Here is a 24,269-nt window from a genome sequence, read left to right on the forward strand (position 1 = left end):
AAAGTGCGGATAAATCGGCGGCGGGCGATTACACTGTCAAAATGATTTTGACAATAAGGGCGGCGAAATGCTGAATTTGCAGCGTCTGGCGATCTTCGCGGCGGTGGTGGAAGCGGGCAGCTTTACCGCGGCGGCGGCGGCGCTGGGGCAAACCAAGGCGGTGGTGAGCTTTAACGTCAAGCAACTGGAGAATGAGCTGGGGGTGTCACTGCTGGCGCGCAGCACCCGACGATTGTCGCTGACCGATGCCGGCGAACGCTTCTATCAGCGCAGCCAGCAATTGTTGCAGGAGGCGGAAAACGTGCTGGACGACGTGCGACGCGATCATCACGGGCTGAGCGGCGTGCTGCGCATCACCAGCACGCCGGAGTACGGTGCGCAGGTGGTGGCGCCGGCGCTGGCGGCGTTTTCGCGCCAGCATCCGCGCCTGCGTATCCAGCATGTGTCTTCTTCCTATCATGCCGATCTGATTTCGGAGCGCTTCGACGTGGCGATCCGCTTGGGCCAGCTGGCGGATTCCAGCCACCGCGCGGCGCTAATTGACAGCTTCGCCATTTTTCCGGTGGCGTCGCCGGATTATCTGGCCGAGCGGCCGATTCATTCGCTGACGGATCTGGCGCAGGCGCAGTGGATCGCCCACAGCCGGCTCAGTTCGCCGCTCAGTTGGCAGGTGGTCACGCCGCAGCGCGAAGCGGTGCTGTTCAAGGTCGCGGACGCCGCCACGCTTACCGGCGACAGCGCCGCGGCATTGCTGGCGTTCGCCCTGCATGGCGCCGGGGTGGCGCTGCTGCCGGCGTGGCTGGCGCAGCCCGACATCGATGCCGGCAGGTTGCAGCGGTTGCTGCCGGATCACCGTTTCCCCGAGCAGAGCATCTATGCGCTCTACCCGAATACCCGTCACGTGCCGGAGAAGGTGCGGGCGTTTATCGATTTTCTGCGCGCGCGGGTGGCGGCAAAATCGTTAGCGAAATAATAATTCGTTATAACTCTCTCATTTATCATCAAATCTCATCGGGGTATGCTGGAACGCTTCGTCTACCTCGTCCGATGCGAGCCACCTTCGATGACCGCAGAAAATAACTTCCAACTGAACCGACGTATTTTGTCCGTGGTGATGTTCACCTTCGTCTGCTACCTGACCATCGGCCTGCCGCTGGCGGTGTTGCCGGGATTTGTGCATGACCACCTGGGCTACAACTCGGTGTTGGCGGGCCTTATCATCAGCGCGCAATACTTCGCCACGCTGTTCAGCCGCCCGCACGCCGGGCGTTGCGCCGATCAGCTGGGGCCGAAGAAGGTGGTGCTGTTCGGCCTGGCGTGCTGCGGCGCCAGCGGCCTGTTTTACGCGCTGGCGTTCGGCGTTGACGGTTACCCGTGGCTCAGCCTGCTGTTGCTGTGCGTGGGGCGGGTGTTTCTCGGCGTCGGCGAAAGCTTCGCCAGCACCGGTTCCACGCTGTGGGGCATCGGCCGGGTTGGGGCGATGCACACTGCGCGGGTGATCTCCTGGAACGGCGTCGCCACCTACGGCGCGATGGCGGCCGGCGCGCCGCTCGGCGTGTATCTGAACCAGCAGTGGGGATTGGCCGGGGTGGCGGCGCTGATTGTGCTGGCGGTCGCGGTGGCGCTGCTGTTGGCGAGCGGCAAGCCGGACGTCTCGATCGCGGCTGGGCAGCGCATCGCCTTCCGCGCGGTGTTCGGCCGCATCTGGGCCTATGGTCTCGGGCTGGCGATGGGCACCGTCGGCTTCGGCGTGATCGCCACGTTCATCACCCTTTACTACGCCGACAAAGGCTGGAGCGGCGCGGCGTTTTCGCTGACGCTGTTCAGCTGCGCCTTCGTCGGCATCCGCCTGATCTTCAGCAACGTCATTAACCGCCACGGCGGGTTGAAGGTGACGCTGGCGTCGTTTCTGGTCGAGATCGTCGGGCTGCTGTTGATCTGGCTGGCCGGCGAACCCTGGATGGTGCAAACCGGCGCGTTGCTGGCCGGCGCCGGTTTTTCGCTGGTGTTCCCGGCGCTGGGCGTTGAGGCGGTGAAACAGGTGCCGCCGCAGAATCAGGGCACGGCGCTCGGCACCTATTCGGCGTTCCTCGACCTGGCGTTGGGCATCACCGGCCCGCTGGCCGGGCTGCTTATTGGACAAGCGGGCGTGCCGTCGATTTATCTGGCGGCGGCGCTGCTGGTGGCGCTCGGGGTGCTGCTCACCCTGCGCCTGCTGCAGCGCCGCCGGGCCTGATTCAGGAATAGTCCGAAACCCGGATTCCTCCCCAGAAAATCATTGTTTCGGTGAATGATTACGGTAAGGTCGCTCAGCGGTCCAGAATGAGAGGAGGAATCGATGTATTTACGGCCGGATGAAGTGGCTAAAGTGTTGGAGAATACCGGCTTTGAGCGTGATTATATCACCGATCAGGCCTATGGCTACCGCAAGGGTACGCATTATGTGTATGTGAATCGCGAAGCGCGGATGGGCAGAACCGCGTTGGTGATCCACCCGGCGCTGAAAGAGAGAAGCGTGCATTTCGCCACGCCGACCTCCCCGGTGCGCACCAGCGAGCAGTATCTGGAGTTTCCCCTGGATTTAAGCAGCGACGCCCCGAACCAGCGCTACGGCATCGCACACGGCTTCAGCTCGCGCGAAGCGCTGTCGCGCTACCTCTACAGCATGTTCCTGTAATCGGTCCCCCGCCCGGGGGACGCGATCAGCCGTGCGCCAACGCTTCGCGGTTGAAACGCTCGTTGTAGGCGCGGCGGAACTGCGCCAGTTCAAACGCATCGATATCCAGCTCGGCGAAGTAAAACAGCGCCGCTTCGGTGTGCTCGGCATGCAGCTCCGGCGACAGCCCGGCGCGCAGCAGCACGTCGCGCCACAGGGCAATCTGTTCGTCGTCCGCCTGTTTGATGAACGTCAGGTAGATGAACAGCAGATAAGCCGCCTGGTGCATCTCTTCGGTGTAGCCGTTGTTCAGCATGCGGATAAAGGTCTGGCTTTGGCGGCCGCCCATTTCCTGGATCATCGATTCGATCAGCATCGGCTTGACCCTCAGCAGATGGGCCAGCGAATCGATGGCTTTGCGGGTGTCGGACGTCAAGATGCGGTAACCGATAATGAATACGACGATCAGGGCGGCGAGGATGATCCAGGTCATTTAGGCTTTATTACACTCTCAATACGCCAGAAGAGGGGCGGGAGGCGCTGTGCGACAGCGCCCGCTATCAATGCTGTTCGCCGCTGAAATTACCGACCGCGCTCTGTTGGCGCAGGTGGTGATTGAAGGTGGCCGCGTCTTTGGCCAGCGCGTCCAGATGGGCGCCGAGCATTTTGATCTGCTTGACCAGCGCATGCTGTTCCGGCACCGAACTGGCGGTGCTCAGTTTGCGCGCCAGTTGTTCATTCTGCGCCCGCAGCGCGGCTTCGCGCTGTTTGGCTTCTTCCAGCAGTTGCTGCAGCGCCTGGTAGCTCTGCTGCCATTCGCGGTGTTGCCGTTCGAAGCTGCTCTGCAACTCATTCATCGCATTTTGAAACTGGATTTCCAGCTCGCGCATTGTCATGGGCTCGATCCTTTGCGGCACTCAATGATGGCTTAGCAGTATAGCGAAAACTGTTCGCAAGCTCACCCGTTGACGACAAATGAGACACATGCCGCTGACAATTCCCGGCTTGCAACCGTGACAAGGCGTCTTACAATCGACCCCATTCCCAGCCGTAAAGGCTGCCGTTCAAGAGAGGTGGAACATGAGCGAGCAGGAAAAAGACTTTTTTGAACAGGCGATGGCGGACGTGGTGCCGCTGGAGAGCGGACGGCAGACGCTGTACCTCAAGCCGCAGGTGGCGGTGGACAAAAGCGCACGGCGCGACGCGCAGCGGCTGCGGCAGGAAAACTTCCTCAGCACCGATTTTCTCGAAGTGATCCCCTGTGAACAGCCGCTGGAGTTCAAAGGGGAAGGCATTCAGCAGGGCGTGCTGGACAAACTGCGCAACGGGCGTTACCCGCCGCAGGCATCGCTGAACCTGCTGCGTCAGTCGGTCGAAGCCAGCCGGCAGGCGCTGTTTCGCTTCATTATGCAGGCGGAGGCGCAAAACCTGCGTTCACTGCTGATCGTGCACGGCCGCGGGCGGCAGAACGAAAGCCATCCGAATATCGTGCGCAGTTACGTCGCTAAGTGGCTGGCGCAGTTTGAACAGGTACAGGCATTTTGCCGCGCCTTACCGCGCGACGGCGGCGAGGGCGCCTGCTATGTCACGCTGCGTAAATCGGCGCAGGCCAAGGCAGAAAACTTTGAGCGCCACGCCAAGCGCAGCCGGTGAAAGGATAGCCGAAATAAAATGGCCGGCGAATATCGCCGGCCATCGATGAATTATTTATTAAATATTTTATAGTCCAGCGAATAACGGCCGGCGCCGGTTACCGCCAGCAACAGCAAACCGCCAATGATGCTGATGTTTTTAAAGAAGTTGATTTCGTTGCCCATCATTTCCATGCCGGTCATTTTCCAGAACGGATGGCCGATAAACGCGGTGCCCAACACATACAGGGCGAAAATGACCGCGATAGGCCGAGTAAACAGGCCGAGAATAAGCGCGATGCCGAAAATAAACTCCACCACCACGGCAACGATCGCCGCCAAATAAGGCATCGGCGTGCCATAGCCTTCCATCGCCGTGACGGTCGCACCGAAGTTGACCAGTTTCATCCAGCCGAAAATGATAAACAGAACCATCAGTAGAATGCGGGACAGCAGAATTACGCCGTCTTTTGAGCTATCACCCATTTCGAACTCCTTAGCCACTGTCGGAATTATGTTGTCTTGCTGATTAAAGATTAGAACAATTTACGTTTTTTTCTAGCGGCGACGGGCGGTTGCGCCACTTTTTTCATTGGGTGAGACGCGTGGTGAAGCCGACGGCATTGCCTATACTTGAGCCTGGAGCAAAAACAATAAAACAGGCAATGTGAGGCCAAGATGGATGAGGAATTGACCGCCGCCGGTTACCGCCGTTATTCCGGCGACAAGATTGACGTTTATTTTAACAGCGCGATATGCCGCCATTCCGCCAACTGCGTGCGTGGCAACGCGGCTATTTTTACCCTGAACCGCCGGCCGTGGATTATGCCGGATAATGCCGACGCGGCCGAAGTGAAACGCGTTATCGACACTTGCCCCAGCGGCGCACTGAAATATAGGGAGAAATAATATGGAACATAAAATACTGGCAGACGAGAAGCGTTTTTATATCAATGACGAGCACGGCAAGCTGATCGCCGAGATCTCTTTCGTGCCGAGCGGCGACAGGCTGACCATTATCGATCACACCTGGGTGGATGAGTCATTGAAGGGGCAGGGCGTCGGCAAAAAGCTGGTGGCGCTGGTGGTGGAGAAAATGCGCGCGGAGCAGCGTAAAATCATTCCGCTATGCCCGTTCGCCAAGCATGAGTTCGATACCACCCCAGCCTATCAGGACATTCGCGCCTGAGGCGATAACGGGGCGCGGCGCGCCCCGATCATTCAGCAGACGCCGAAATCGCCGTCTTCGTGGTACAGCGCCACCTCGTTGGCCTGCACCTCCGTACGCTGCTCTTTACCCAGTTCATTCCAGCTGCAAACCAGGGTTTCGCCGTCGATCGCCACCACGGTCATCTTCGGGCCGCCGGTGGTGCGTTGTACAAAATCACCGATATTGAATGCCATGCGTTCCTCCACAACAGATTAAACCTCATCTATTGATAACACAGAATGGCGCCGCCGTTGGCAGGTGTTTCGTTATGTATTAAATTATATAGCGATTATCATCAAGGAGAGCAAACTAACATGCCGGGATTATTGATGTTTTATGTGGGCGGTACGGCGCCGGGCGCCAATATTGAGTTGCACGACGTGCAGTTTGCGGCGGCGGATCGGCCGGAAGAGGCGTATCCGCTGCTGCGCGAAAAGTGGTTCGGCGATAAGCGCAAGGTGCATGTCGACGGTTATGCGCGCATCGACTGGGCGGACGGTTACGACGTGAGCCTGGAGTCTGCGCCGTTCGCCGGTGAAGAGAAGCTGTTTTTCGTTAACGTGGGCGGTTACCGCAGCGATGAGCTGGCGGAATTGCACCAGTTCGGCCTTTTTGTGGCGCGCTCCGCCGACGAGGCGAAGGAGAAAGCCAAACGGGCGCTGCTGACGGACAGCGTGCAGCAGCACAAAGATGATCTGGCTGAGGTGGACGACAGCCTGCTACTGCAGGCGCTGCAGGGCTACCACGTTCATCTGCGGGCCAACCCGCACGGGAAACCGGCCCGGCCGCTGTGGCAGGGGTATCTGCCAATCGGCGAACCCGCGCTATAACGCCGCTTCGAACACCTGCGGCAGGTTGAGATCGCGGCGTTTCAGATCCAGATGCATGATATTCATTACCTGTTGATGAAAATGCCGTTCATGCAGCATGAGAGGCGCTGTATGCTGGCAAGCACAGTCATCAACACGCCCAGGATTTACCATGACCATTGAGATTTACCCGGCGCAAAAAAGCGACGCCAAACTGATTCTGGATATGATTATCGAGCTGGCGGTGTACGAAAAGGCGCGCGAGCAGGTGCTGGCCAGCGTGGAAGACATCGAACGCAGCTTGTTTGGGCCGGGCGCCTGTTCCGAAGCGCTGATTTGTACGGTGAACGGCGAGCCGGCGGGTTATGCGGTGTTCTTTATGAGTTACTCCACCTGGCTGGGTAAAAACGGCATCTATCTGGAAGACCTGTACGTGGCGCCGAAGCATCGCGGCGCGGGCGCCGGTAAAACGCTGCTGCGGCACATCGCCCGGCTGGCGTGCGAACGGCAGTGCGGCCGCCTGGAGTGGAGCGTGCTGGACTGGAACCAACCGGCCATCGATTTCTACCTCAGCATCGGCGCGCAGCCGCAGGGCGAGTGGGTGCGTTATCGTATGGAGGGCGAGGCGCTGACGTACTTCGCGGCGCACGGGGCGGCGCTGCCGGCGTAACCGTCATTGGGGGGAGGCGGCCTCCCCAACTGTGGTGGTGTGATCGGTTTACTGCGGGTGAATCAGGTCAGGATCAGGCGGGTTTGCGGGCGGCGAGAATGAAGATCATCGGGCGCTCCTGCTCTTCGTCCAGCGCCGGGTTAGCGGCGATTTGCTGCGCGCTGGGGCCCCATTCGTTCAAATGCTGGATGATAAACCCTTGCTGCGCCAGCGGGTTGATATAGCCGCCAAGCGTGCGGTGCTGCTTGATGACGCCTTCCGCCAGCCAGTTGGAAACGCGCTGGCCTTCTCGCTGGTAACCGTTGACCGGCCAGGATTTCTGCCCGTTGCCGTCGGTCAGCCAGCCCTGCTGCGCCGGGGCGGTGTAGATCGGGTGCTCGGCGGTGAAGATGAACTGCCCGCCAGGTTTCAGCGCGGCGTACACCGTGGCGAACAGCGCGGACAAATCCTCGAGGTAGTGCAGCGTCAGCGAGCTGTAGACCAGATCGTAACGGTTCACAGGCAGCTGCAGCTGCGCCAAATCCTGCCGACGATACTCGATGCCCGCGTCGGCGGTCATCTCCCGCGCCTTGGCCAGCATTTTTTCCGAAACGTCCAGCCCCAGCACGCTGGCTGCGCCCTGTTCGCGGGCGCTGCGGCAGAACCAGCCGTAGCCGCAGCCGAGATCGACCACGCTTTTGCCCTGTAAATCCGGCAGGATGCGGCGGATGGCGGGCCATTCCGGCGCGCCGTCCAGACCGTGCTGCGAGCGGCTGAGCTGCGCATAGCCGTCGAAGAAAGCCTGATTGTCATAGATATTTTGCGTCATGATGACTCCTTGGGGTGAATGACGGCGGCGGAATGCCGCTGCCATACCATGCATATTGCTGCATAATTCTACGCTGACAACATGAATAACGGGAATGACGATGGACATGATTTCGGTGCGGCAAGCGCCCGAGCTGGCGCCGCGCGCCATTGCGTATTTTCAGCGGCACTGGGCCACGGCAGAGACGCTGATGATGTATGAAGACGCCATCAACCGCAGCCTCGGCGCTGCCAACCCGCTGCCACAGTGGTACCTGCTGATGGAAAATAACCTAATCCTCGGCTGCGCGGGGCTCATCACCAACGACTTTATCAGCCGTGGGGAGTTGTATCCCTGGCTGTGCGCGCTCTACGTAGAAGAGACGCAGCGCGGCAGGGGCTACGGCGCCAAACTGATTGAGCATGTAGCGGCGGAAACCCGCCGGCTGGGTTTCCCGCAACTGCACCTTTGCACCGATCTGGAAGGGTACTACGAGCGTAATGGCTTCGTTTATAACGGGCTCGGCTATCACCCATGGGGCGAGGCCTCGCGGGTCTATTCGCGGGTGCTGTGATCACCGCCGCCGGGGGCGAGCAAGACAAATCTGACTTTTCTTTCACCTCATCGCGCCTCGCGGGTTACACTGGCCGCTTGTTCGCCACCGACCGGGTTAATTCGCCGCCGCGATGAGAGTGCCACGCCAGCTACCGCAACGCTTCACCGCCTGCATCGCCATTATGGCGGTGCTGTTGCTGTTTGTGGCGCCGGTGGTGTCGAAATCGCTGATGCACCATCAGATGATGGGCGGCATGATGCAAACGGACGCCGCCATGCCGCACGACATGCACGGGATGGCGATGCCCGCCGCCGAGCATGCCGGCCACCACGGCATGGACTCGGCGGAGATGATTTTCTGCGGCTACTGCGAGCTGCTGATCCATGTGCCGCTGCTGTTGTGGGTATTCGTCCCGCTGCTGTGGCTGATGACGCGTATCGCGCGCCTGCCTTGCGCGCCGCGCATCGTCCCCCCGCCCATTCGGCGCCTTGCTCTGCGGCCAAGCCCGCGCGGGCCGCCCGGCCAGCCGTTTTTCCTTATTGCTTGATCATGGGTAACGCCGTTCGTATCGCTGCGGACGGTTTGCCTGCGCGCACAGTTTGAAAAACGAGAAAGGCCATGTCTTCGATAACCAAAACTCCACCTGCCGCATCGCCGAGAGGCGCGATGCTGAACCTGATCAGACGGCTGCATTTTTATATCGGCCTGCTGGTCGCCCCTTTTATTCTGGTCGCCGCACTGACCGGCACGCTGTATGTGCTGACCCCGCAGCTTGAAGAGGCGCTGTATCGCGATGCGCTGTCTACCGAGCCGCACGGGCACGCGAGACCGCTGGCCGACCAGATCGCCGCCGCCCGCCGTGTGGCGGGTGACGAGGCGCGCATTTACGCCGTGCGTCCGGCACCCGGCGCAATGGACACCACGCGCGTACAGTTCGCGAGTGCCGATCTGGGCGCTTCCGAGTCGCGCGCGCTGTTTGTCGATCCTTACACCCTGGCGATCAAGGGCGATATGACGGTGTACGGCACCTCTGGCGTGCTGCCGCTGCGTACCTGGCTGGATAAGCTGCACAGCAGCCTGCTGCTTGGCGATCTGGGGCGCAACTACAGCGAGCTGGCGGCCTCTTGGCTGTGGGTGGCCGCCCTGGGCGGCGTGGCGCTGTGGCTGGCGACGCGGCCGAAGCGCAAGCTGAAAAGGGCGAAAGGGGGCTTTGCCGCCAGCCGCCATTGGCATATCACGCTGGGCGTGGCGCTGCTGGCCGGGCTGCTGTTCTTCTCGGCCACCGGGCTGACCTGGTCGCAGTGGGCCGGCGGCAACATCGACACGCTGCGGGCCAACCTGGGCTGGCTGACGCCGCAGGTCAACGCCAGCCTGCAGGCCGATGCGCCGCAGACGCCGGCCGATCCGCACGCCGAGCACCGCGGTATGATGCCGGGCATGAAGATGAACCCTGCCGCACAGGCCAATGCGCTGAATGGCGACTGGGATCGGGCGCTGCACGCCGCGCGCGCCGCCGGAATAGACGCCGCTAAGGTCGAGCTGCGCCAGCCGAAAGGCGAGGGCAAAGCCTGGACGGTGACCGAAGTAGATCGCAGCTGGCCGACGCAGGTGGACGCGGTCGCCATCGCGCCGCAAAGCTTCACTGTCGTCGATCAGGTGCGGTTCGAGACCTTCCCGCTCATCGCCAAGCTGACCCGTTGGGGCATCGACGCCCACATGGGCATTTTGTTCGGCTTGCCGAATCAGCTGCTGCTGGCGGCGTTCGGCCTCGGGCTGTGCCTGATGATTGTGCTGGGTTACCGCATGTGGTGGAGTCGCCGCCCGGCGGCGGGTGCGCAGCATCCGGTGCATACGCTGGTTGCCGCCTGGCTGGCGCTTTCCCTGCCTGCGCGCGCCGGCACGCTGCTGGTAGCAGCGGCGCTGGGTTATTGCCTGCCGGTAATGGGGGTGAGCCTCGCGGCGTTGCTGCTGGTGGACGTATGGCGCTGGCGCGGCCAGCGGGATGAAACGCCGGAAGCGGCCGCCCGCCGCGCCGAGGTGCGCAAGTTCCGCGCGGCGGTGGCGACAGTGGCGGTGGCGGTCGGCTGCGTGATGGGCCGGGCGATCCTCGGCGGCACCGTCGAACAGTTTCAGCTGCCGATCGGTGACTGGAGCGCACAGATGGTGATCATGCAGAGCCTGATGGTGCTGCTGTATACGCTGGTGTTCACCCTGCTGCTTTCCATTCCGCTGTGGTATTTCTTCCTGGGGGAAAAAGAGGGGCGGTGAGAGGGGGGCCGGCATGCCTGCGGGCATGCCGGATATTTGGGAATGGGGCTTAAGCGCGTATCATCTCACCAAAGGGTAATCTCTACTGAAAGGAAGCGAACGATGACATTTAAACAACAAAGGGATAAGGCGATAGCGCTGATGGAGGAAAAGAAGATGTGGCGGAGTAACTATGCGCCGCCAATCTTGCGCTTGCTGTGGCGAATGGACGTGAATATGCCACCGCCGCCGTTTGCGCCTTTCTGGCTGAACATGCTGTTCTTCGGCATTTGGTTTGGCCCGCTGTGGGGCGTGCTGATGTGGTTCATGGTATGGAAAAATCAGGGACATACTGGTGAAGAGGCTCTGATATTAAGCCTCGCCGCCGGCCTGCTGTTTGGCTTTTTTATGGCGCTTTTCCACTATTGGCGAAAAAAGGCGAACAGGTTGCCGGACTGGAACGATCTTTGACACGTTGGTGATGAACAGACACAAAAAAGCCCGCAACCGAAGTTGTGGGCTTTTTCGCTATTATCGCCGGGTCTATCTGGTTCACTGGCGACGTATTTGGTGGAGCTGGGGGGATTTGAACCCCCGTCCGAAATTACTACACCGTCGGCACTACATGCTTAGTCCAATCTTTACATTCGCCGGCCAGCTGCGGATGGACACGCTACTGACAGACTAGCCTGATTGAGTTTAACGCTTCAGCCCCAGGCAGGACATCCACGCGATCTCTTTTGGGTTTGACCTCTCTTGATCCCCGTCCTAAGAGCGGAGGCTAGGGAGAGAGGGCTCTAAGCAGGGTATTAAGCTGCTAAAGCGTAGTTTTCGTCGTTTGCGACTATTTTTTTGCGGCTTTTTACGAGGCCAACCGCCCCTCGGCATGCTCCTAGGGCTTCGCAAATCCCGTCGAATCCAGAATCAGCCCCAAGTAACTTTGTGCAGTATACCAGAAGTTTACCTCGATAAGCCAGCGGCTTAACGATTGGCGTGCTTCATGATACGGGCTTTCGCCGTCTGCCATTCGCGATCTTTGATGTCATCGCGTTTGTCGTGCTCTTTCTTGCCTTTGGCTACGCCGATCTTGATCTTGCTCCAGGCATTTTTCCAATACAGGGACAAGGCCACCACGGTGTAACCTTCGCGGTTGACGCGGCCGAGCAGGGTGTCCAGCTCGCGTCGGTTCAGCAGCAGTTTACGGGTACGCGTCGGATCGCACACCACATGCGACGAAGCCACGTTGAGCGGGGTGATGGTGGCGCCAAACAGATAGGCCTCACCGTCACGGAACGTCACGTAGCTGTCGCTGAGGTTGGCTTTGCCGGCACGCAGCGATTTAACTTCCCACCCTTGCAGCGACAGGCCCGCCTCGAATTCTTCTTCAATGAAGTATTCGAAACGCGCGCGCTTGTTTTGGGCAATGGTGGCGGAACCGGGTTTGTGTGCTTTTTTCTTTGTCATAGTGCGTTCATTATACTGGATGCTTCAGCGAAAGAAATCCTTTCCCGTTCAGCACCTGCGCAATTTTTCGCATTTTTGGTGCCCTCATCCCGTAGCAGATTTTTTGTTTGCCGCCAGATAAATGATATTATCTGTACGTTTTATGTCTTACAGGAAATGATATGCCCCAGATCAGTCGGTCTGCATTAGTGCCGTTCAGCGCCGAGCAGATGTATCAGTTGGTTAACGATGTTCATTCTTATCCCGATTTTCTGCCAGGCTGCACTGGCAGCCGGGTGCTTAACGCTACCTCCAACGAGATGACCGCCGCGGTGGACGTCGCCAAGGCCGGTATCAGCAAGACCTTCACCACGCGCAATACGCTGCTGGATAACCAGAGCATCAATATGCAGCTGGTCGATGGCCCGTTCCGCAAGCTGATGGGCGGTTGGCAGTTCACACCGCTGAGCGAAGAGGCCTGCAAGGTGGAGCTGCACCTGGACTTCGAGTTCACCAACAAACTGATTGAGCTGGCGTTCGGCAAGGTGTTCAAAGAGCTGGCGGGCAGCATGGTGCAGGCATTCACCCAGCGGGCGAAAGAGGTCTACAGTGTCTGACATCCAGGTCGAGGTGGTGTACGCCTTGCCGGAGCGGCAGTACCTGCGCAAGGTGAAGCTGGCCGAGGGCAGCAGCGTTGAGCAGGCGATCCAGGCTTCGGGCCTGCTGGAGCTGCGCCAGGATATCGATCTCAAGAGCAACAAAATCGGCATCTACAGCCGCCCGGCCAAGCTGGGCGATACGCTGAACGACGGCGACCGGGTGGAGATTTACCGGCCGCTGATCGCCGATCCGAAAGAGCTGCGCCGGCAACGGGCAGAAAAGGCAAAAAAATAAGGCGCTTATAGCGCCTTATTTTTTTATCTGAAATTGATTTTCTCTTCCGCGTTGCAGCCTGCGACTGTCATGAGGAACACCATGCCCCCCATGGGCCGGAAGAGCGGGCGACGCCGATTACTTGGTCAGCGCCGGTTTGTTCTGGATATCGGTCAACACGCCTGCGCTGTCGAAGGTCAGCGTCAGCGTCTGCTGGGTGATATCTTCATGGCCAGGCTGCTGACGGAATACATAGAACCACGTTTGCGTTCCAAACGGGTCTTGCAGCATTGGGGTGCCCAATGTGTAAGCGACCTGTTGTTGGGTCATCCCTTTCTGAATTTTCGCCACGTCGGTCGACGTCAGGTAGTTCCCCTGGTTGATGTCAGGACGATAAACCACCTTTTCAAAAGTAGAACAGCCTGCAGTCAGCATCACAAGAACTACAGCGGCGGCAGTCAGCGTTTTACAGCGCATAGTAATCACATTCCTTTAGGGCATAGGATGCCGATGATAATAGACCTTGCGGCAGTTGGAAACCTTTATACCCTTCATCTTTCACGTTGCGACGCATTGGCTTTCCTTTAGCACCTCAAGCGCTTGGCCTTTTTCAGGCTCTTGAGATGGCTTTGGATCACCGCCGCGCCGCACTTTAGATATTTCTCGGGCCAACAGCGTCACTGTCAGACCGCAGGAAAGTGAAAAAGTTGAGCTTTTTTATGCCGCCAGCAGTTCTTTGGCGTTCGCCAACGTATTGCGGGTGACTTCGCTGCCGCCGAGCAGGCGCGCCAGCTCCTGCAGCCGGGCGCGTTTATCCAGCGGCGCCATCTGGGTTTCGGTAACCGTGCCGTCGGTCTGCTTGCTGACGAACAGGTGCTGATGCCCGCATCCGGCCACCTGCGGCAGGTGAGTCACGCACATCACCTGGGTGGATTCGCCGAGCTGGCGCAGTAGACGGCCGACGATGGCGGCGGTCGGGCCGCTGATGCCCACGTCCACCTCATCGAAGATCAGCGCCGGGGTTTCCATCTTGCGGGCGGTGATCACCTGAATGGCCAGCGCGATGCGCGACAGCTCACCGCCGGAGGCGACCTTCGCCAGCGGCTGCAGCGGCTGCCCCGGGTTGGTGGAGACGCAGAACTCGGTGCGGCTGGCCCCTTCGGCGCTCAGGTGCTGCGGTTCGAAGCGCACGTCGATGTTGAACTTGCCGTGCGGCATGGAGAGCGCCTGCATGCTGTCGGTGATGAGCGTGGTCAGCTCGGCGGCGTAGTGCAGGCGTTTCTGATGCAGCTGCTCCGCCAGCGCCAGCGCCTGCTGATGATGCAGGGTGACCGCCTCGTTCAGATGCTCATGGTCGCTTTCCTGCTGAGACAGCAGCTGCTGTTCATCCAGCAACTGCTGATGCAGCTGCGGCAGCTCTTCCGGCGCGACCTGGTGTTTGCGCGCCAGGCTGATTTGGCGCGACAGGCGTTGCTCCAGCTCGTGCAGGCGATTGGGATCGAGATCCATGCGATCGGCGTAATGGCGCAGCTCGTCGCTGGCTTCGCTGATCTGGATAGAGGCCTCTTCCAGCATGTCCAGTAGGCCGCTGAGCTTATCGTCCAGCCCGGCAAGCTCAAGCAGCAGGTGTTTGGCGCTGTAAAGCTGGCTGAGCATGTTGTTCTCGTCGCTGTCGGCCAGCAGCTGCAACGCTTGCTGGCTGAGGGTCAGCAGCTGGCCGCTGTTGGCCAGGCGCTTGTACTCGGCGTCGGTCTGCTCGAACTCGCCGGCCTGCGGCGCGAATTCGTTCAGCTCTTTCAATTGGTATTGCAGCAGTTGCTTGCGCGCTTCGCGTTCGATGGACTGCTGCTGATGGTGCGCCAGTTCGCGGCAGCTCTGGTGCCAGCGCTGGTAGGCCTGGCTCATCGCCGCCAGCAGGGCGGGTTCGTCGGCGTAGGCGTCGAGCAGCGCTTTTTGGTGCTCCGGCTTGAGCAGCAGCTGATGGGCGTGTTGACCGTGGATTTGAATCAGGCGTTGCCCTAACTCGCGCAGCTGCGACAGCGGCACGGCGGTGCCGTTGATAAAACCGCGCGAACGGCCGTCGGCGTTGATCACCCGCCGCAGCAGGCATTCGTTGCTGTCGTCCAGCTGGTTCTGCTCCAGCCATTCGCGCGCGGACGGGGTGTCCGCCAGCGAGAAGCGGGCGCAGATGTCGGCGCGGGCGGCTCCCAGGCGCACCACGTTGCCGTCGGCGCGGTTGCCGAGGCACAGCCCGAGCGCATCGATAGCGATGGATTTGCCGGCGCCGGTTTCACCGGTGATCGCCGTCATGCCCGGTTGAAAATCGATTTCCAACTCACGAACGATAGCAAAGTTGCTGATGGTTAATTGCGCCAGCATGGGAACCTTCCTGTGTATAAACACATAACTGTAGTTTCATACAGTATAAACTGGTTTTATATACAGTAAAGTGGCCGGCGCAGATTTTAGAACAATTTTTTAGACCAGCCCAACTTGGTGCTTAACGTGTTGAAATAGCTGTAGTCCTTCGGGTGAATCAGGTTCAGATGGAAGTTGCTGCGGCGGATCAGCACTTCTTCGCCTTCCTGGATCGGCAGCGCGATCTGGCTATCGCAGCTAATCTCCAGATCGCTGCCGATCTGCGAAAACTTCAGGCGGATGGTGCTGTCGCCGTTGATCACCAGCGGCCGGGCGGACAGGGTGTGCGGGAACATCGGCACCAGCGCGATCGCCTCCAGCGACGGGGTGAGGATCGGCCCGCCGGCGGAGAGCGAGTAGGCGGTGGAGCCGGTCGGGGTGGCGATGATCAGGCCGTCGGAGCGCTGCGAGAAGGCGAAACGATCGTCGATGTACACCTCGAATTCGATCATGTGCGCCACTTTGCCGGGGTGCAGCACCACCTCGTTGATGGCGGTGCTGATGCGGCACTGCTGGTGCTCTTTATGCACGATGGTTTCCAACAGGAAACGCTGTTCGTCGATGTACTCGCCTTCCAGCACGTCCGCCAGCTGCTGCAAAGCGTTGTCGGGATCGAGATCGGTGAGGAAGCCGAGGTTGCCGCGGTTGACTCCGATCACCTTGATGTCATAGCGCGCCAGCACGCGCGCGGCGCCGAGCATGTTGCCGTCGCCGCCGACCACCACCGCCAGATCGGCGCGCTGGCCGATATCCGCCAGGCTGCCGGTCACGGCGTCTTTCAGCCCCAAATCATGGGCGATTTGGCGTTCGACCATCACCGAATAGCCGCGGGCGACCAGCCAGTGGAACAGCATCTCGTGGGTTGCCAGCGCTGAAGGGTGACGCGGGTGGCCAACAATGCCAATACAGGCGAATTTTTTATTCATTTGCTGTGATTTTCCTCACCGGGACCCGTTTATGCCCCACATTGTGACCGGTTGACTTGAAACCCCGGTTTTGATCCCCATAATAAGCCAAGTTGCGAGATTAATGCTAAAACGCGGAGATATTCATGAGTAGTAAAGAACAGAAGACGCCAAACGAGCAAGTCTCGGAAGAAATGGAACAACACGCTCATCACGAGGATACGCTGCCGGAAGCGGCGGAAGGCGTCGATCTGCGCGATGCGCGTATCGCCGAACTGGAAGCCCAACTGGCGGAAGCTCAGCAGCAAGAGCGCGACAGCCTGCTGCGCGCCAAAGCGGAAGCGGAAAACATCCGTCGCCGCGCCGAACTGGACGTCGAGAAAGCGCACAAGTTCGCCCTGGAGAAATTCTCCGGCGATCTGCTGCCGGTGATCGACAACCTGGAGCGCGCGCTGGATCTGGCGGATAAAAACAATCCGGAACTGGCCGCAATGATTGAAGGCATCGAGCTGACATTGAAATCGCTGCTGGACGTGGTGCGCAAGTACGGCCTCGAAATCGTCGGCGACGTCAACGTGCCGTTCAACCCGGAAGTGCATCAGGCGATGAGCATGATGGAATCCGCCGATCACCAGCCGAACCACGTGATGATGGTGATGCAGAAAGGCTATACGCTGAACGGCCGCCTGCTGCGCCCTGCGATGGTCGCGGTCTCCAAGGCCAAGGCGTAATCGCTCCGGCAACGATATAAAGAAAGGCACCCAAGGGTGCCTTTCTTGTCTCTGGGCTACGCCTGCGGCAGGCGTGGCATCCAGTCGATCGGCGTGAGCCCTTGCTGCTCCAGCAGCTGATTGGCCTGCGAGAAGTGGCGGCAGCCGAGGAAACCGCGGTGGGCGGAAAGCGGCGATGGGTGCGGCGCTTTCAGCACGTGGTGGCGGTTGCGGTCGATAAAGTTGCCTTTCTTCTGCGCGTGCGAGCCCCACAGCAGGAACACCACGCCTTCGCGGTTCTCGTTCAGGGCGGCGATCACCTTATCGGTAAAGGTTTCCCAGCCCAAATTGGCATGCGAGTGCGCGCGGCCGCCCTCTACCGTCAGCACGGTGTTGAGCAGCAGCACCCCCTGTTCGGCCCAGCTTTGCAGGTAGCCATGATCCGGGCGTTCGAAACCGGGAATGTCGGTCGCCAGCTCTTTATACATGTTCACCAGCGACGGCGGCGCCGGCACGCCGGGGCGCACCGAGAAAGAGAGGCCATGCGCCTGATTGGGCCCGTGATACGGATCCTGGCCGAGGATGACGACCTTGACGTCCGCCAGCTCGGTAAAGCGGAACGCGTTGAACACGTCTTTCTGCGGTGGATAAATGGTCTTACCGGCCTGACGTTCAGCGGCAACAAAGGCGAGCGTTTCAACAAAATAGGGCTGCTCTTTCTCTTTGCCGATCACGTCATGCCAGGTGAGGGAGGTGGCCATAAACGCTCTCCTTTGTTTTCTTTAGCAATTCATGGGCTATAGCTTACCGTGTCGGCTCGCGCAGCGAAACCCGCTTTTCATTTCTCGTCGCCGCGCGTAATGCAATTATTTTTGAAAATTTACAAAAATAATTGGTTTTTGCCGCGGTGGGAAAATTGATATAAAACATAAATTTGCCCCTTCATGCCCTGCGCCTACCCGGTAAAAATTGACTTTAATCAAGGAACTGGCCCGGTCAGGCTGGTATACAGAACAACAAGACAACAATGGTTTTACCAAATGGCCGAAACCAGGATTGGGTTTTCTCACGACGTGAATTTTTACGCCCTTGTACGGAGGCAACATAATGATTACCGGTATTCAAATTACCAAAGCGAACGACCAGGCGCTGGTGAACTCTTTCTGGCTGCTGGACGATGAAAAAGCGGAAGCCCGCTGCGTGTGCGCCAAGGCCAACTACGCGGAAGATCAGGTTGTCGCAGTGAGCGACCTGGGCCAGATCGAATACCGTGAAGTGCCGCTGGAAATGCAGCCGACCGTGCGTGTGGAAGGCGGTCAGCACCTGAACGTCAACGTGCTGCGTCGCGAAACCCTGGAAGACGCGGTCAAGCACCCGGAAAAATACCCGCAGCTGACTATCCGCGTGTCCGGTTATGCGGTGCGCTTCAATTCCCTGACGCCGGAACAGCAGCGCGACGTTATCGCCCGCACCTTTACCGAAAGCCTGTAATTTGCGGCGCTGTCAATCAGGGAGCTTCGGCTCCCTTTCTTGCGTTTGACGGCCGAAAACGGAATGCGGATCACATTCTGTACAAAGATAAGCATTTCTAATACAGAACTCATCCGACCTGCCGATAGCTAAATCAGCACCTATTCAGGTGCTCAATAAAAAGTCTATCGACAAGGAGTCGGCATGAGTATGCCTTTAAGTTTTACCTCTGCAGTATCCCCGGTGGCCGCGATCCCTACACCTCGCGCCGTTGCCGAGACGGTGACGGCGGTGCAGCCCGCGGCAGCGCCGGCAAATCCGGCGCCGGTGGCCACTCCCTCTCAGAACTCGCTCAATGCGCAGGCCATGTTGAATACGCTGGTCGGCGATATCTCCGCGGCGGCGCCGACGGCGGCGGCAGCGCCGGGCGTGACCCGGGGGCAGCAATCGCAGGAGGGTGATTATGCGTTGGCACTGTTGGCCAAGGACGTTTATTCACTGAACGGTCAGGGCGCCGCTGGGTTCAACCGCTTGAGCGACAGCGCGCTGCTCGGTTTCGGCATCGATCCCGCCAGCCTGCACGACGCAGGCAGCGGTTTCCAGGCCGGGGTTTACAGCAACGACAAGCAGTATGTGTTGGCGTTTGCCGGCACCAACGACTGGCGCGACTGGCTGAGCAACGTGCGGCAAGCGACGGGCTATGATGATGTGCAGTACAATCAGGCGGTTGCCGCCGCCAAAAGCGCCAAGGCGGCCTTCGGCGATGCGCTGGTGATCGCCGGTCATTCGCTCGGCGGCGGTCTGGCGGCCACGGCGGCGCTGGCGACCGGCACCGTCGCGGTCACCTTCAATGCGGCCGGGGTGTCAGATTACACGCTGAATCGCCTGGGTATCGATCCGGCGGCGGCGAAGAAAGACGCCGAAGCCGGCGGCATCCGTCGTTACAGCGAACAATATGACATGCTGACCAGCACCCAGGAGTCGACTTCGCTGATCCCGGACGCCATTGGCCACAACATCACCCTGGCCAACAACGATACCCTGACCGGTATCGATGACTGGCGGCCGAGCAAGCATCTGGATCGCAGCCTGACGGCGCACGGCATCGACAAGGTGATAAGCTCGATGGCGGAACAAAAGCCGTGGGAGGCGAAGGCCAATGCCTGAAGGGCGTCGCTTGCGGCGAGCGCTGGCGATAGCCTTACTGGCGCTGGTCGCGGTGACCGGTTTACTGATGATGGCTAAGGAGCAACAGATGGGGCAGGAGATTTCACCGTTTGACGGCCGCGGCAACCTGGCGCTGGCTCAGGCGGTGGCGCGCGGCGATGCGCAGAGCATCCATGCGCAGGCTACGCAGGATCGCTTGCGCGAACGAGGCGATCGGCAGGTCACGCTGTTGCAGTGGGCAGTGCTTTCGCAGCAGCCGGCCAGCGTGCAGGCGTTGCTGGATCTCGGGGCCGACCCGTCGGTAGCGGGGCTGGACGGCAACAGCGCGCTGCACACCGCGGCGATACTGCAAGACGTGCAGTATCTGCGGTTGCTGCTTGCTGAAGGGGCGCAGGTGAACGTGCGCAATGCCGTTACCGGCGCCACGCCGCTTGCGGCGGCGGTGCTGGCCGGGCGCGAGGAGCAACTGCGGTTGTTGCTGGCGGCCGGGGCGGACACCACCCTGAGCGATCGGCTGGGGGATACCCCGCTGCATCTGGCGGCGAAGATCAACGCGCCGCATCTGGCGCTGTTGCTGTTGCAGGCCGGGGCCGATGCCCAGGCGCGTAATCAGCAGGGTTATGCGTTCCAGTTTTATTTCTCGCAAACGCCGGCGCATTTGCAGAATGACGAGCTGAAGGCGCAGTTCCGCGAGCTGGATAAATGGCTGCAGGGGCGCCGCCTGGCCACGCATTACGCGCAGCAGTAAACGCCCATAAAAAAACCGCCTGTACAGGCGGTTTTTTCTTAGGCAGCGGTGGTTATTCTGCGTCGCCGGCCGGTTTGGCCTTCGCCTGACGGCGTTTTCCGACGTTTTTGGCGTCGCGATGGCGCACTTTCACCTTGGCCTTCTCTTTGTTCTTCGCTTTATCTTCCGCGCGTTTGGCCAGCACTTTCTTCGATGGCTTGCCGTTGCTCTTCTCGTTCGGCACCTTGGTTTTCGGCCGCAGTTCGTCGATCACGCGCGCTTTCAGCGGCTCGTTCAGGTAACGGCCCACTTTGCCCAGCAGCAGATGGTCGTGCGCTTCCACCAGCGAAATGGCGGTGCCTTTGCGCCCGGCACGGCCGGTACGCCCGATGCGGTGCAGGTAGGTATCCGCCGTGCGCGGCATGTCGAAGTTGAACACGTGGGTGATATCGAGGATATCCAGGCCGCGCGCGGCAACGTCGGTGGCCACCAGCACGTTAACCCGGCCATCCATCATGCGTTTGACCGCTTCGTTGCGTTTGGCCTGCACCATCTCGCCTTCGAGATAGCAGGTGTTGATGCCCGCTTCGCGCAGCCAGGTGGCCAGCTCATGCACGCGCTCGCGCTTGCGCACGAAAATCACCGATTTCTGCACGTCCGGCTGTTTCAGCAGGTGGATCAGCAGCGCGGTTTTGTGCTGCACGTCATCGGCGCGGTAGTACCACTGCAGGATCTTCTTGCGTTCGCGGCGCGACGGATCGGCTTCCACTTCCACCGGCTCTTTCAGGATGCGTTCGGCGAATTCGCGGATCGCTTCGCCTTCCAGCGTGGCGGAGAACAGCAGCGTCTGGTTGCGCCAGCGGGTTTCGGCGGAGATGGTTTCGATGTCCTGCGCGAAGCCCATGTCGAGCATGCGGTCGGCTTCGTCGAGGATCAGGGTTTCCACCGCGCGGCAGTCGAAGTTCTCTTCTTTAATGTATTGCAGCAAGCGGCCGGTGGTGGCGACCACCACGTCCTGGTTTTCGCTGAACACTTCCGCGTGGTTCATGTAAGCGACGCCGCCGGTGATGGTGGCGATATCCAGCGAGGTATGAGCAGCCAATTCACGCGCCTGGTCGGCGACCTGCATCGCCAGCTCGCGCGTTGGCGTCAGGATCAGCACGCGCGGCGGGCCGGATTTCTTGCGTGGAAAGTCCAGCAGGTGCTGCAACACGGGCAGCAGGAAGGCGGCGGTTTTGCCGGTGCCGGTCGGAGCCGAACCTAAGACGTCGCGCCCGTCCATCGCCGGCGGGATCGCAGCGGCCTGAATGGCGGTGGGACGATCGTAGCCTTTGTCGCGCAGCGCGTCGATCAGGCGATCATCGAGTTCGAGTTCGGAAAAAGTGGTTGCTGTCATGGTCTACCTCTACTTGGGGCGCCGATTATAGACGGGTTGGCCGCGATCTTCACCTATTTAAGCGGAAAGCCGCTCTTTTCCCGCCGATCAGATTGCCTTATGCTACGCCAGTTTTATAGCCGGGTGGTGAGTGTGAGCAAGCGATCGAAAGCCGATTTTACCCCGCGTCGCGGGGGTTTTACCTTTAAACAATTCTTTGTCGCCCACGATCGTTGCGCCATGAAAGTGGGCACCGACGGGGTGCTGCTCGGCTCCTGGGCGCCGCTGGGGCAGGCGCGCCGGTTGCTGGACATCGGCAGCGGCAGCGGGCTGATCGCGCTGATGCTGGCGCAGCGCAGCGGCGACGAAGTGACCATCGACGCGGTGGAGCTGGATGAAGCCGCCGCCGGCCAGGCGCGCGAAAACGCGGCGGAATCGCCGTGGCCGCAGCGCATCCGCGTGCATGCGCAGGATATTCACCATTATGCGCAGCAGCATGCCGCTGAGTATGATCTGATCGTCAGCAATCCGCCGTATTTCGAGCCGGCGGTGGCCTGCCGCGACCAGGCGCGCCACAACGCGCGCTACACCGAAACCCTGACGCACGACGCGCTGTTGGCCTGCGCGGCGCAGCTGCTGGCCGCGCAGGGGACGTTTTGCGTGGTGCTGCCGCACGACATCGGCGCCGAATTCGAACGCCTGGCGCAGCAAAGCGGCTGGCACACGGCGGCGAAAGTGAACGTCAGCGATCGCGCCGATACGCCGCAGCACCGGATGCTGCTGGCGCTGACCCGGCGGGAAACGCCGCTGCGGGAGCAGGCGCTGGCGATCAAACAGGCCGACGGCGGCTATACCGACGATTTCCGCCGGTTGATCGCCGACTTCTATCTGTTCTACTGAAAGGAAAAGGGCGCCGATAAGGCGCCCTGTCGCTTCGTTTAAGGCTGCAAAATGGTCGGCAGCGCTTCCGGCAGCAAATCCGGGTAGTCCAGCGTGTAGTGCAGGCCGCGGCTCTCTTTGCGCGCCATGGCGCTGCGCACGATAAGCTCGGCCACCTGCACCAGATTGCGCAGCTCCAGCAGGTTGTTGGAGATGCGGAAGTGCGCGTAGTACTCGTCGATTTCCGCCTGCAGCGTGTTGATGCGGCGCAGGGCGCGCTCCAGCCGCTTGGTGGTGCGCACGATGCCGACGTAATCCCACATGAACAGCCGCAGCTCGTGCCAGTTGTGCTGGATCACCACCCGTTCGTCCGCATCATCCACCCGGCTCTCATCCCAGTGCGGCACCTGTTTGGCCTGCTGGATGAACGGCAGGCGCTGCAGAATGTCTTCCGCCGCCGACCAACCGTAAACCAGGCACTCCAGCAGCGAATTCGACGCCATGCGGTTGGCGCCGTGCAGGCCGGTGTAGCTGACCTCGCCGATGGCGTACAGCCCGTCGAGATCGGTGCGGCCATGCTGATCGACCATCACGCCGCCGCAGGTGTAGTGCGCCGCCGGAACGATGGGGATTGGTTGCCGGGTCAGATCGAAGCCCAGCGTCAGCAGCTTTTCGTGGATCATCGGGAAGTGCTGAGTGATGAATTCCGCCGGCTTGTGGCTGATGTCCAGGTACATGCAGTCGGCGCCCAGGCGCTTCATTTCATGGTCGATGGCGCGGGCGACGATATCGCGCGGGGCCAGTTCGCCACGCGGATCGAAATCCGGCATAAAGCGGCTGCCGTCCGGGCGCTTCAGGTAAGCCCCTTCGCCGCGCAGCGCTTCGGTCAGCAGAAAGTTGCGCGCCTGCGGATGGAACAGGCAGGTCGGGTGGAACTGGTTGAATTCCAGGTTGGCGACCCGGCAGCCGGCGCGCCAGGCCATGGCGATGCCGTCGCCGGAGGAGATGTCCGGGTTGGTGGTGTATTGGTACACCTTGGCCGCGCCGCCGGTGGCCAGCACCACCGTTTTGGCTCGGTAGGTTTCCACCCGTTCCAGCTCGCGGTTCCAGACGTAAGCGCCCACCACTCGGCGGGTGCCCGGCAGGCCGATTTTGTTCGAGGTGATAAGGTCAACCGCGTTGCGGCGTTCCATCACGCAAATATTGGGGTGAGCGCTTGCTTTCCCCACCAGCGTGGTCTCTACTTCCTTACCGGTAGCGTCCGCGGCGTGCAGGATGCGGCGATGGCTGTGGCCGCCTTCGCGCGTGAGGTGATAATGCGCCTCGCCCTGCGCGTTGACCTCGGTGTCGAACAGCACGCCCTGATCGATCAGCCACTGCACGCAGTGGCGCGCGTTGCCGGCGATGAATTCGACGGCCTCTTTGTCGCACAGGCCGGCGCCGGCAATCAAAGTGTCATCAACGTGTGAGGCAATGCTGTCCGTCTCATCGAACACCGCGGCGATCCCGCCCTGGGCGTAAAAGGTGGCGCCCTCGCTGAGCGGCCCCTTGCTGAGGACGGTAACCTTACAATGCTGCGCCAGGCGCAGCGCCAGTGACAGGCCCGCAGCGCCGCTGCCGACGATCAGGACATCGCTAACATGTTCAGATGATGGTTGCATAACGTATGATGTGTGCAGAAGAAGAGTGAATTTCATGTTAGCCTAACTGTCCGGGCAAAAGCCACGGATAGGGTG

At 60.4% G+C, this 24,269-nt stretch carries 31 protein-coding genes and 1 other RNA gene; 19 read left to right on the forward strand and 13 right to left on the reverse strand.

Features of this window, described 5'->3' with window-relative positions:
- Positions 1-67: 67 nt before the first annotated feature.
- The 3 genes from ACMGGK_RS04535 (at position 68) to ACMGGK_RS04545 (ending at position 2,677) form a co-directional block, all read left to right on the forward strand.
- Complete coding sequence (locus ACMGGK_RS04535) at positions 68-973, forward strand: LysR family transcriptional regulator (protein ID WP_049300413.1); 906 nt, start codon at positions 68-70, stop codon at positions 971-973.
- A gap of 90 nt (positions 974-1,063) precedes the next feature.
- The gene (locus tag ACMGGK_RS04540; RefSeq protein ID WP_420276715.1) at positions 1,064-2,236 is read left to right on the forward strand and encodes an MFS transporter; all 1,173 of its coding nucleotides are present in this window, start codon (positions 1,064-1,066) and stop codon (positions 2,234-2,236) included.
- A 102-nt stretch (positions 2,237-2,338) separates the two neighbouring features.
- Positions 2,339-2,677, forward strand: a complete 339-nt coding sequence (locus ACMGGK_RS04545) for a DUF2002 family protein (RefSeq protein ID WP_420276716.1) — start codon at positions 2,339-2,341, stop codon at positions 2,675-2,677.
- Between the two features lie 25 nt (positions 2,678-2,702).
- Here ACMGGK_RS04545 and ACMGGK_RS04550 read toward each other — a convergent pair whose 3' ends face one another.
- Both ACMGGK_RS04550 and ACMGGK_RS04555 read right to left on the reverse strand, forming a co-directional pair.
- Positions 2,703-3,149: a DUF1198 family protein gene (locus ACMGGK_RS04550; RefSeq protein ID WP_025303978.1), complete on the reverse strand. Its 447-nt coding sequence runs from the start codon at positions 3,147-3,149 to the stop codon at positions 2,703-2,705.
- A gap of 67 nt (positions 3,150-3,216) precedes the next feature.
- On the reverse strand, positions 3,217-3,552 hold the full coding sequence (locus ACMGGK_RS04555) for an MbeD/MobD family mobilization/exclusion protein (RefSeq protein ID WP_004928976.1): 336 nt from the start codon (positions 3,550-3,552) through the stop codon (positions 3,217-3,219).
- Positions 3,553-3,736: 184 nt separating this feature from the next.
- Between ACMGGK_RS04555 and smrA the strand changes: the two genes are divergently transcribed.
- Positions 3,737-4,309: a DNA endonuclease SmrA gene (gene smrA, locus ACMGGK_RS04560; RefSeq protein ID WP_049300412.1), complete on the forward strand. Its 573-nt coding sequence runs from the start codon at positions 3,737-3,739 to the stop codon at positions 4,307-4,309.
- 50 nt (positions 4,310-4,359) lie between these two features.
- Here the strand turns inward: smrA and ACMGGK_RS04565 are convergent, their stop codons facing one another.
- Entirely contained in the window at positions 4,360-4,773 is a 414-nt protein-coding gene (locus tag ACMGGK_RS04565) for a DoxX family protein (protein WP_016929826.1), read from the reverse strand.
- A 192-nt stretch (positions 4,774-4,965) separates the two neighbouring features.
- Between ACMGGK_RS04565 and ACMGGK_RS04570 the strand changes: the two genes are divergently transcribed.
- Entirely contained in the window at positions 4,966-5,196 is a 231-nt protein-coding gene (locus ACMGGK_RS04570) for a (4Fe-4S)-binding protein (protein ID WP_016929825.1), read from the forward strand.
- Between the two features lies 1 nt (position 5,197).
- Positions 5,198-5,476 carry a GNAT family N-acetyltransferase gene (locus ACMGGK_RS04575; protein WP_049300411.1) on the forward strand — a complete coding sequence of 93 codons (279 nt, stop codon included), beginning with the start codon at positions 5,198-5,200 and terminating at the stop codon, positions 5,474-5,476.
- A gap of 32 nt (positions 5,477-5,508) precedes the next feature.
- On the opposite strand, the gene ACMGGK_RS04580 is transcribed toward ACMGGK_RS04575, so the two are convergent.
- Positions 5,509-5,691: a YodC family protein gene (locus ACMGGK_RS04580; protein WP_016929823.1), complete on the reverse strand. Its 183-nt coding sequence runs from the start codon at positions 5,689-5,691 to the stop codon at positions 5,509-5,511.
- A gap of 120 nt (positions 5,692-5,811) precedes the next feature.
- On the opposite strand from ACMGGK_RS04580, the gene ACMGGK_RS04585 reads away from it, so the two are divergent.
- Entirely contained in the window at positions 5,812-6,327 is a 516-nt protein-coding gene (locus ACMGGK_RS04585) for a DUF1543 domain-containing protein (RefSeq protein WP_420276717.1), read from the forward strand.
- 151 nt (positions 6,328-6,478) lie between these two features.
- A complete protein-coding gene (locus ACMGGK_RS04590; protein WP_016929820.1) occupies positions 6,479-6,976 on the forward strand; it encodes a GNAT family N-acetyltransferase in 498 nt (165 codons plus the stop codon).
- A gap of 73 nt (positions 6,977-7,049) precedes the next feature.
- Here the strand turns inward: ACMGGK_RS04590 and ACMGGK_RS04595 are convergent, their stop codons facing one another.
- A complete protein-coding gene (locus tag ACMGGK_RS04595; RefSeq protein WP_016929819.1) occupies positions 7,050-7,784 on the reverse strand; it encodes a class I SAM-dependent methyltransferase in 735 nt (244 codons plus the stop codon).
- Between the two features lie 100 nt (positions 7,785-7,884).
- Between ACMGGK_RS04595 and ACMGGK_RS04600 the strand changes: the two genes are divergently transcribed.
- From ACMGGK_RS04600 to ACMGGK_RS04615, 4 genes are all read left to right on the forward strand, one after another.
- Positions 7,885-8,337, forward strand: a complete 453-nt coding sequence (locus ACMGGK_RS04600) for a GNAT family N-acetyltransferase (protein ID WP_028127516.1) — start codon at positions 7,885-7,887, stop codon at positions 8,335-8,337.
- Between the two features lie 112 nt (positions 8,338-8,449).
- A complete protein-coding gene (locus ACMGGK_RS04605) occupies positions 8,450-8,866 on the forward strand; it encodes a DUF2946 domain-containing protein (RefSeq protein WP_228988444.1) in 417 nt (138 codons plus the stop codon).
- Between the two features lie 119 nt (positions 8,867-8,985).
- Positions 8,986-10,587 (forward strand): DUF2534 family protein, encoded by a 1,602-nt coding sequence (locus ACMGGK_RS04610; RefSeq protein ID WP_420276718.1) that lies wholly within the window; start codon positions 8,986-8,988, stop codon positions 10,585-10,587.
- 102 nt (positions 10,588-10,689) lie between these two features.
- The gene (locus ACMGGK_RS04615) at positions 10,690-11,037 is read left to right on the forward strand and encodes a DUF6404 family protein (RefSeq protein ID WP_033639570.1); all 348 of its coding nucleotides are present in this window, start codon (positions 10,690-10,692) and stop codon (positions 11,035-11,037) included.
- A 97-nt stretch (positions 11,038-11,134) separates the two neighbouring features.
- Here the strand turns inward: ACMGGK_RS04615 and ssrA are convergent.
- Both ssrA and smpB read right to left on the reverse strand, forming a co-directional pair.
- Positions 11,135-11,498, reverse strand: a transfer-messenger RNA (tmRNA) gene (ssrA, locus tag ACMGGK_RS04620).
- A gap of 49 nt (positions 11,499-11,547) precedes the next feature.
- Positions 11,548-12,030, reverse strand: coding sequence for an SsrA-binding protein SmpB (gene smpB / locus ACMGGK_RS04625; RefSeq protein ID WP_004929094.1), 483 nt, complete (start codon positions 12,028-12,030; stop codon positions 11,548-11,550).
- Between the two features lie 161 nt (positions 12,031-12,191).
- Here smpB and ACMGGK_RS04630 point away from each other — a divergent pair, with 161 nt between their 5' ends.
- Positions 12,192-12,626, forward strand: a complete 435-nt coding sequence (locus ACMGGK_RS04630) for a type II toxin-antitoxin system RatA family toxin (RefSeq protein ID WP_004929096.1) — start codon at positions 12,192-12,194, stop codon at positions 12,624-12,626.
- Positions 12,619-12,903, forward strand: coding sequence for an RnfH family protein (locus ACMGGK_RS04635; protein WP_004929098.1), 285 nt, complete (start codon positions 12,619-12,621; stop codon positions 12,901-12,903). The genes ACMGGK_RS04630 and ACMGGK_RS04635 overlap by 8 nt, the downstream gene beginning before the upstream one ends.
- Before the next feature lie 117 nt (positions 12,904-13,020).
- Here the strand turns inward: ACMGGK_RS04635 and bamE are convergent, their stop codons facing one another.
- The 3 genes from bamE to nadK all read right to left on the reverse strand — a co-directional run bounded on the left by bamE (position 13,021) and on the right by nadK (position 16,226).
- Positions 13,021-13,359 carry an outer membrane protein assembly factor BamE gene (bamE, locus tag ACMGGK_RS04640; protein WP_004929101.1) on the reverse strand — a complete coding sequence of 113 codons (339 nt, stop codon included), beginning with the start codon at positions 13,357-13,359 and terminating at the stop codon, positions 13,021-13,023.
- Positions 13,360-13,599: 240 nt separating this feature from the next.
- On the reverse strand, positions 13,600-15,261 hold the full coding sequence (gene recN / locus ACMGGK_RS04645; RefSeq protein ID WP_033635637.1) for a DNA repair protein RecN: 1,662 nt from the start codon (positions 15,259-15,261) through the stop codon (positions 13,600-13,602).
- 86 nt (positions 15,262-15,347) lie between these two features.
- The gene (gene nadK / locus ACMGGK_RS04650; protein ID WP_004929107.1) at positions 15,348-16,226 is read right to left on the reverse strand and encodes an NAD(+) kinase; all 879 of its coding nucleotides are present in this window, start codon (positions 16,224-16,226) and stop codon (positions 15,348-15,350) included.
- A 125-nt stretch (positions 16,227-16,351) separates the two neighbouring features.
- Here nadK and grpE point away from each other — a divergent pair, with 125 nt between their 5' ends.
- Positions 16,352-16,936 carry a nucleotide exchange factor GrpE gene (gene grpE / locus ACMGGK_RS04655; protein ID WP_420276719.1) on the forward strand — a complete coding sequence of 195 codons (585 nt, stop codon included), beginning with the start codon at positions 16,352-16,354 and terminating at the stop codon, positions 16,934-16,936.
- Positions 16,937-16,992: 56 nt separating this feature from the next.
- Here the strand turns inward: grpE and ung are convergent, their stop codons facing one another.
- Positions 16,993-17,676, reverse strand: coding sequence for a uracil-DNA glycosylase (gene ung / locus ACMGGK_RS04660; RefSeq protein ID WP_004929112.1), 684 nt, complete (start codon positions 17,674-17,676; stop codon positions 16,993-16,995).
- 346 nt (positions 17,677-18,022) lie between these two features.
- Here ung and grcA point away from each other — a divergent pair, with 346 nt between their 5' ends.
- From grcA to ACMGGK_RS04675, 3 genes are all read left to right on the forward strand, one after another.
- Positions 18,023-18,406, forward strand: a complete 384-nt coding sequence (gene grcA / locus ACMGGK_RS04665) for an autonomous glycyl radical cofactor GrcA (protein ID WP_004929114.1) — start codon at positions 18,023-18,025, stop codon at positions 18,404-18,406.
- A gap of 183 nt (positions 18,407-18,589) precedes the next feature.
- The gene (locus ACMGGK_RS04670; protein ID WP_028128324.1) at positions 18,590-19,552 is read left to right on the forward strand and encodes a DUF2974 domain-containing protein; all 963 of its coding nucleotides are present in this window, start codon (positions 18,590-18,592) and stop codon (positions 19,550-19,552) included.
- The gene (locus tag ACMGGK_RS04675; RefSeq protein ID WP_049300033.1) at positions 19,545-20,300 is read left to right on the forward strand and encodes an ankyrin repeat domain-containing protein; all 756 of its coding nucleotides are present in this window, start codon (positions 19,545-19,547) and stop codon (positions 20,298-20,300) included. Before ACMGGK_RS04670 ends, ACMGGK_RS04675 begins: the two co-directional genes overlap by 8 nt.
- A gap of 52 nt (positions 20,301-20,352) precedes the next feature.
- Here the strand turns inward: ACMGGK_RS04675 and srmB are convergent, their stop codons facing one another.
- Positions 20,353-21,675, reverse strand: a complete 1,323-nt coding sequence (srmB, locus tag ACMGGK_RS04680; RefSeq protein ID WP_016929798.1) for an ATP-dependent RNA helicase SrmB — start codon at positions 21,673-21,675, stop codon at positions 20,353-20,355.
- Between the two features lie 99 nt (positions 21,676-21,774).
- Between srmB and trmN the strand changes: the two genes are divergently transcribed.
- Complete coding sequence (gene trmN, locus ACMGGK_RS04685; protein ID WP_337061622.1) at positions 21,775-22,554, forward strand: tRNA(1)(Val) (adenine(37)-N(6))-methyltransferase TrmN; 780 nt, start codon at positions 21,775-21,777, stop codon at positions 22,552-22,554.
- 38 nt (positions 22,555-22,592) lie between these two features.
- On the opposite strand, the gene nadB is transcribed toward trmN, so the two are convergent.
- Positions 22,593-24,194: an L-aspartate oxidase gene (gene nadB / locus ACMGGK_RS04690; RefSeq protein WP_016929796.1), complete on the reverse strand. Its 1,602-nt coding sequence runs from the start codon at positions 24,192-24,194 to the stop codon at positions 22,593-22,595.
- Positions 24,195-24,269: the final 75 nt, after the last annotated feature.

This window comes from Serratia sp. BNK-33-b, assembly GCF_048684565.1.
Lineage (GTDB): Bacteria > Pseudomonadota > Gammaproteobacteria > Enterobacterales > Enterobacteriaceae > Serratia > Serratia marcescens.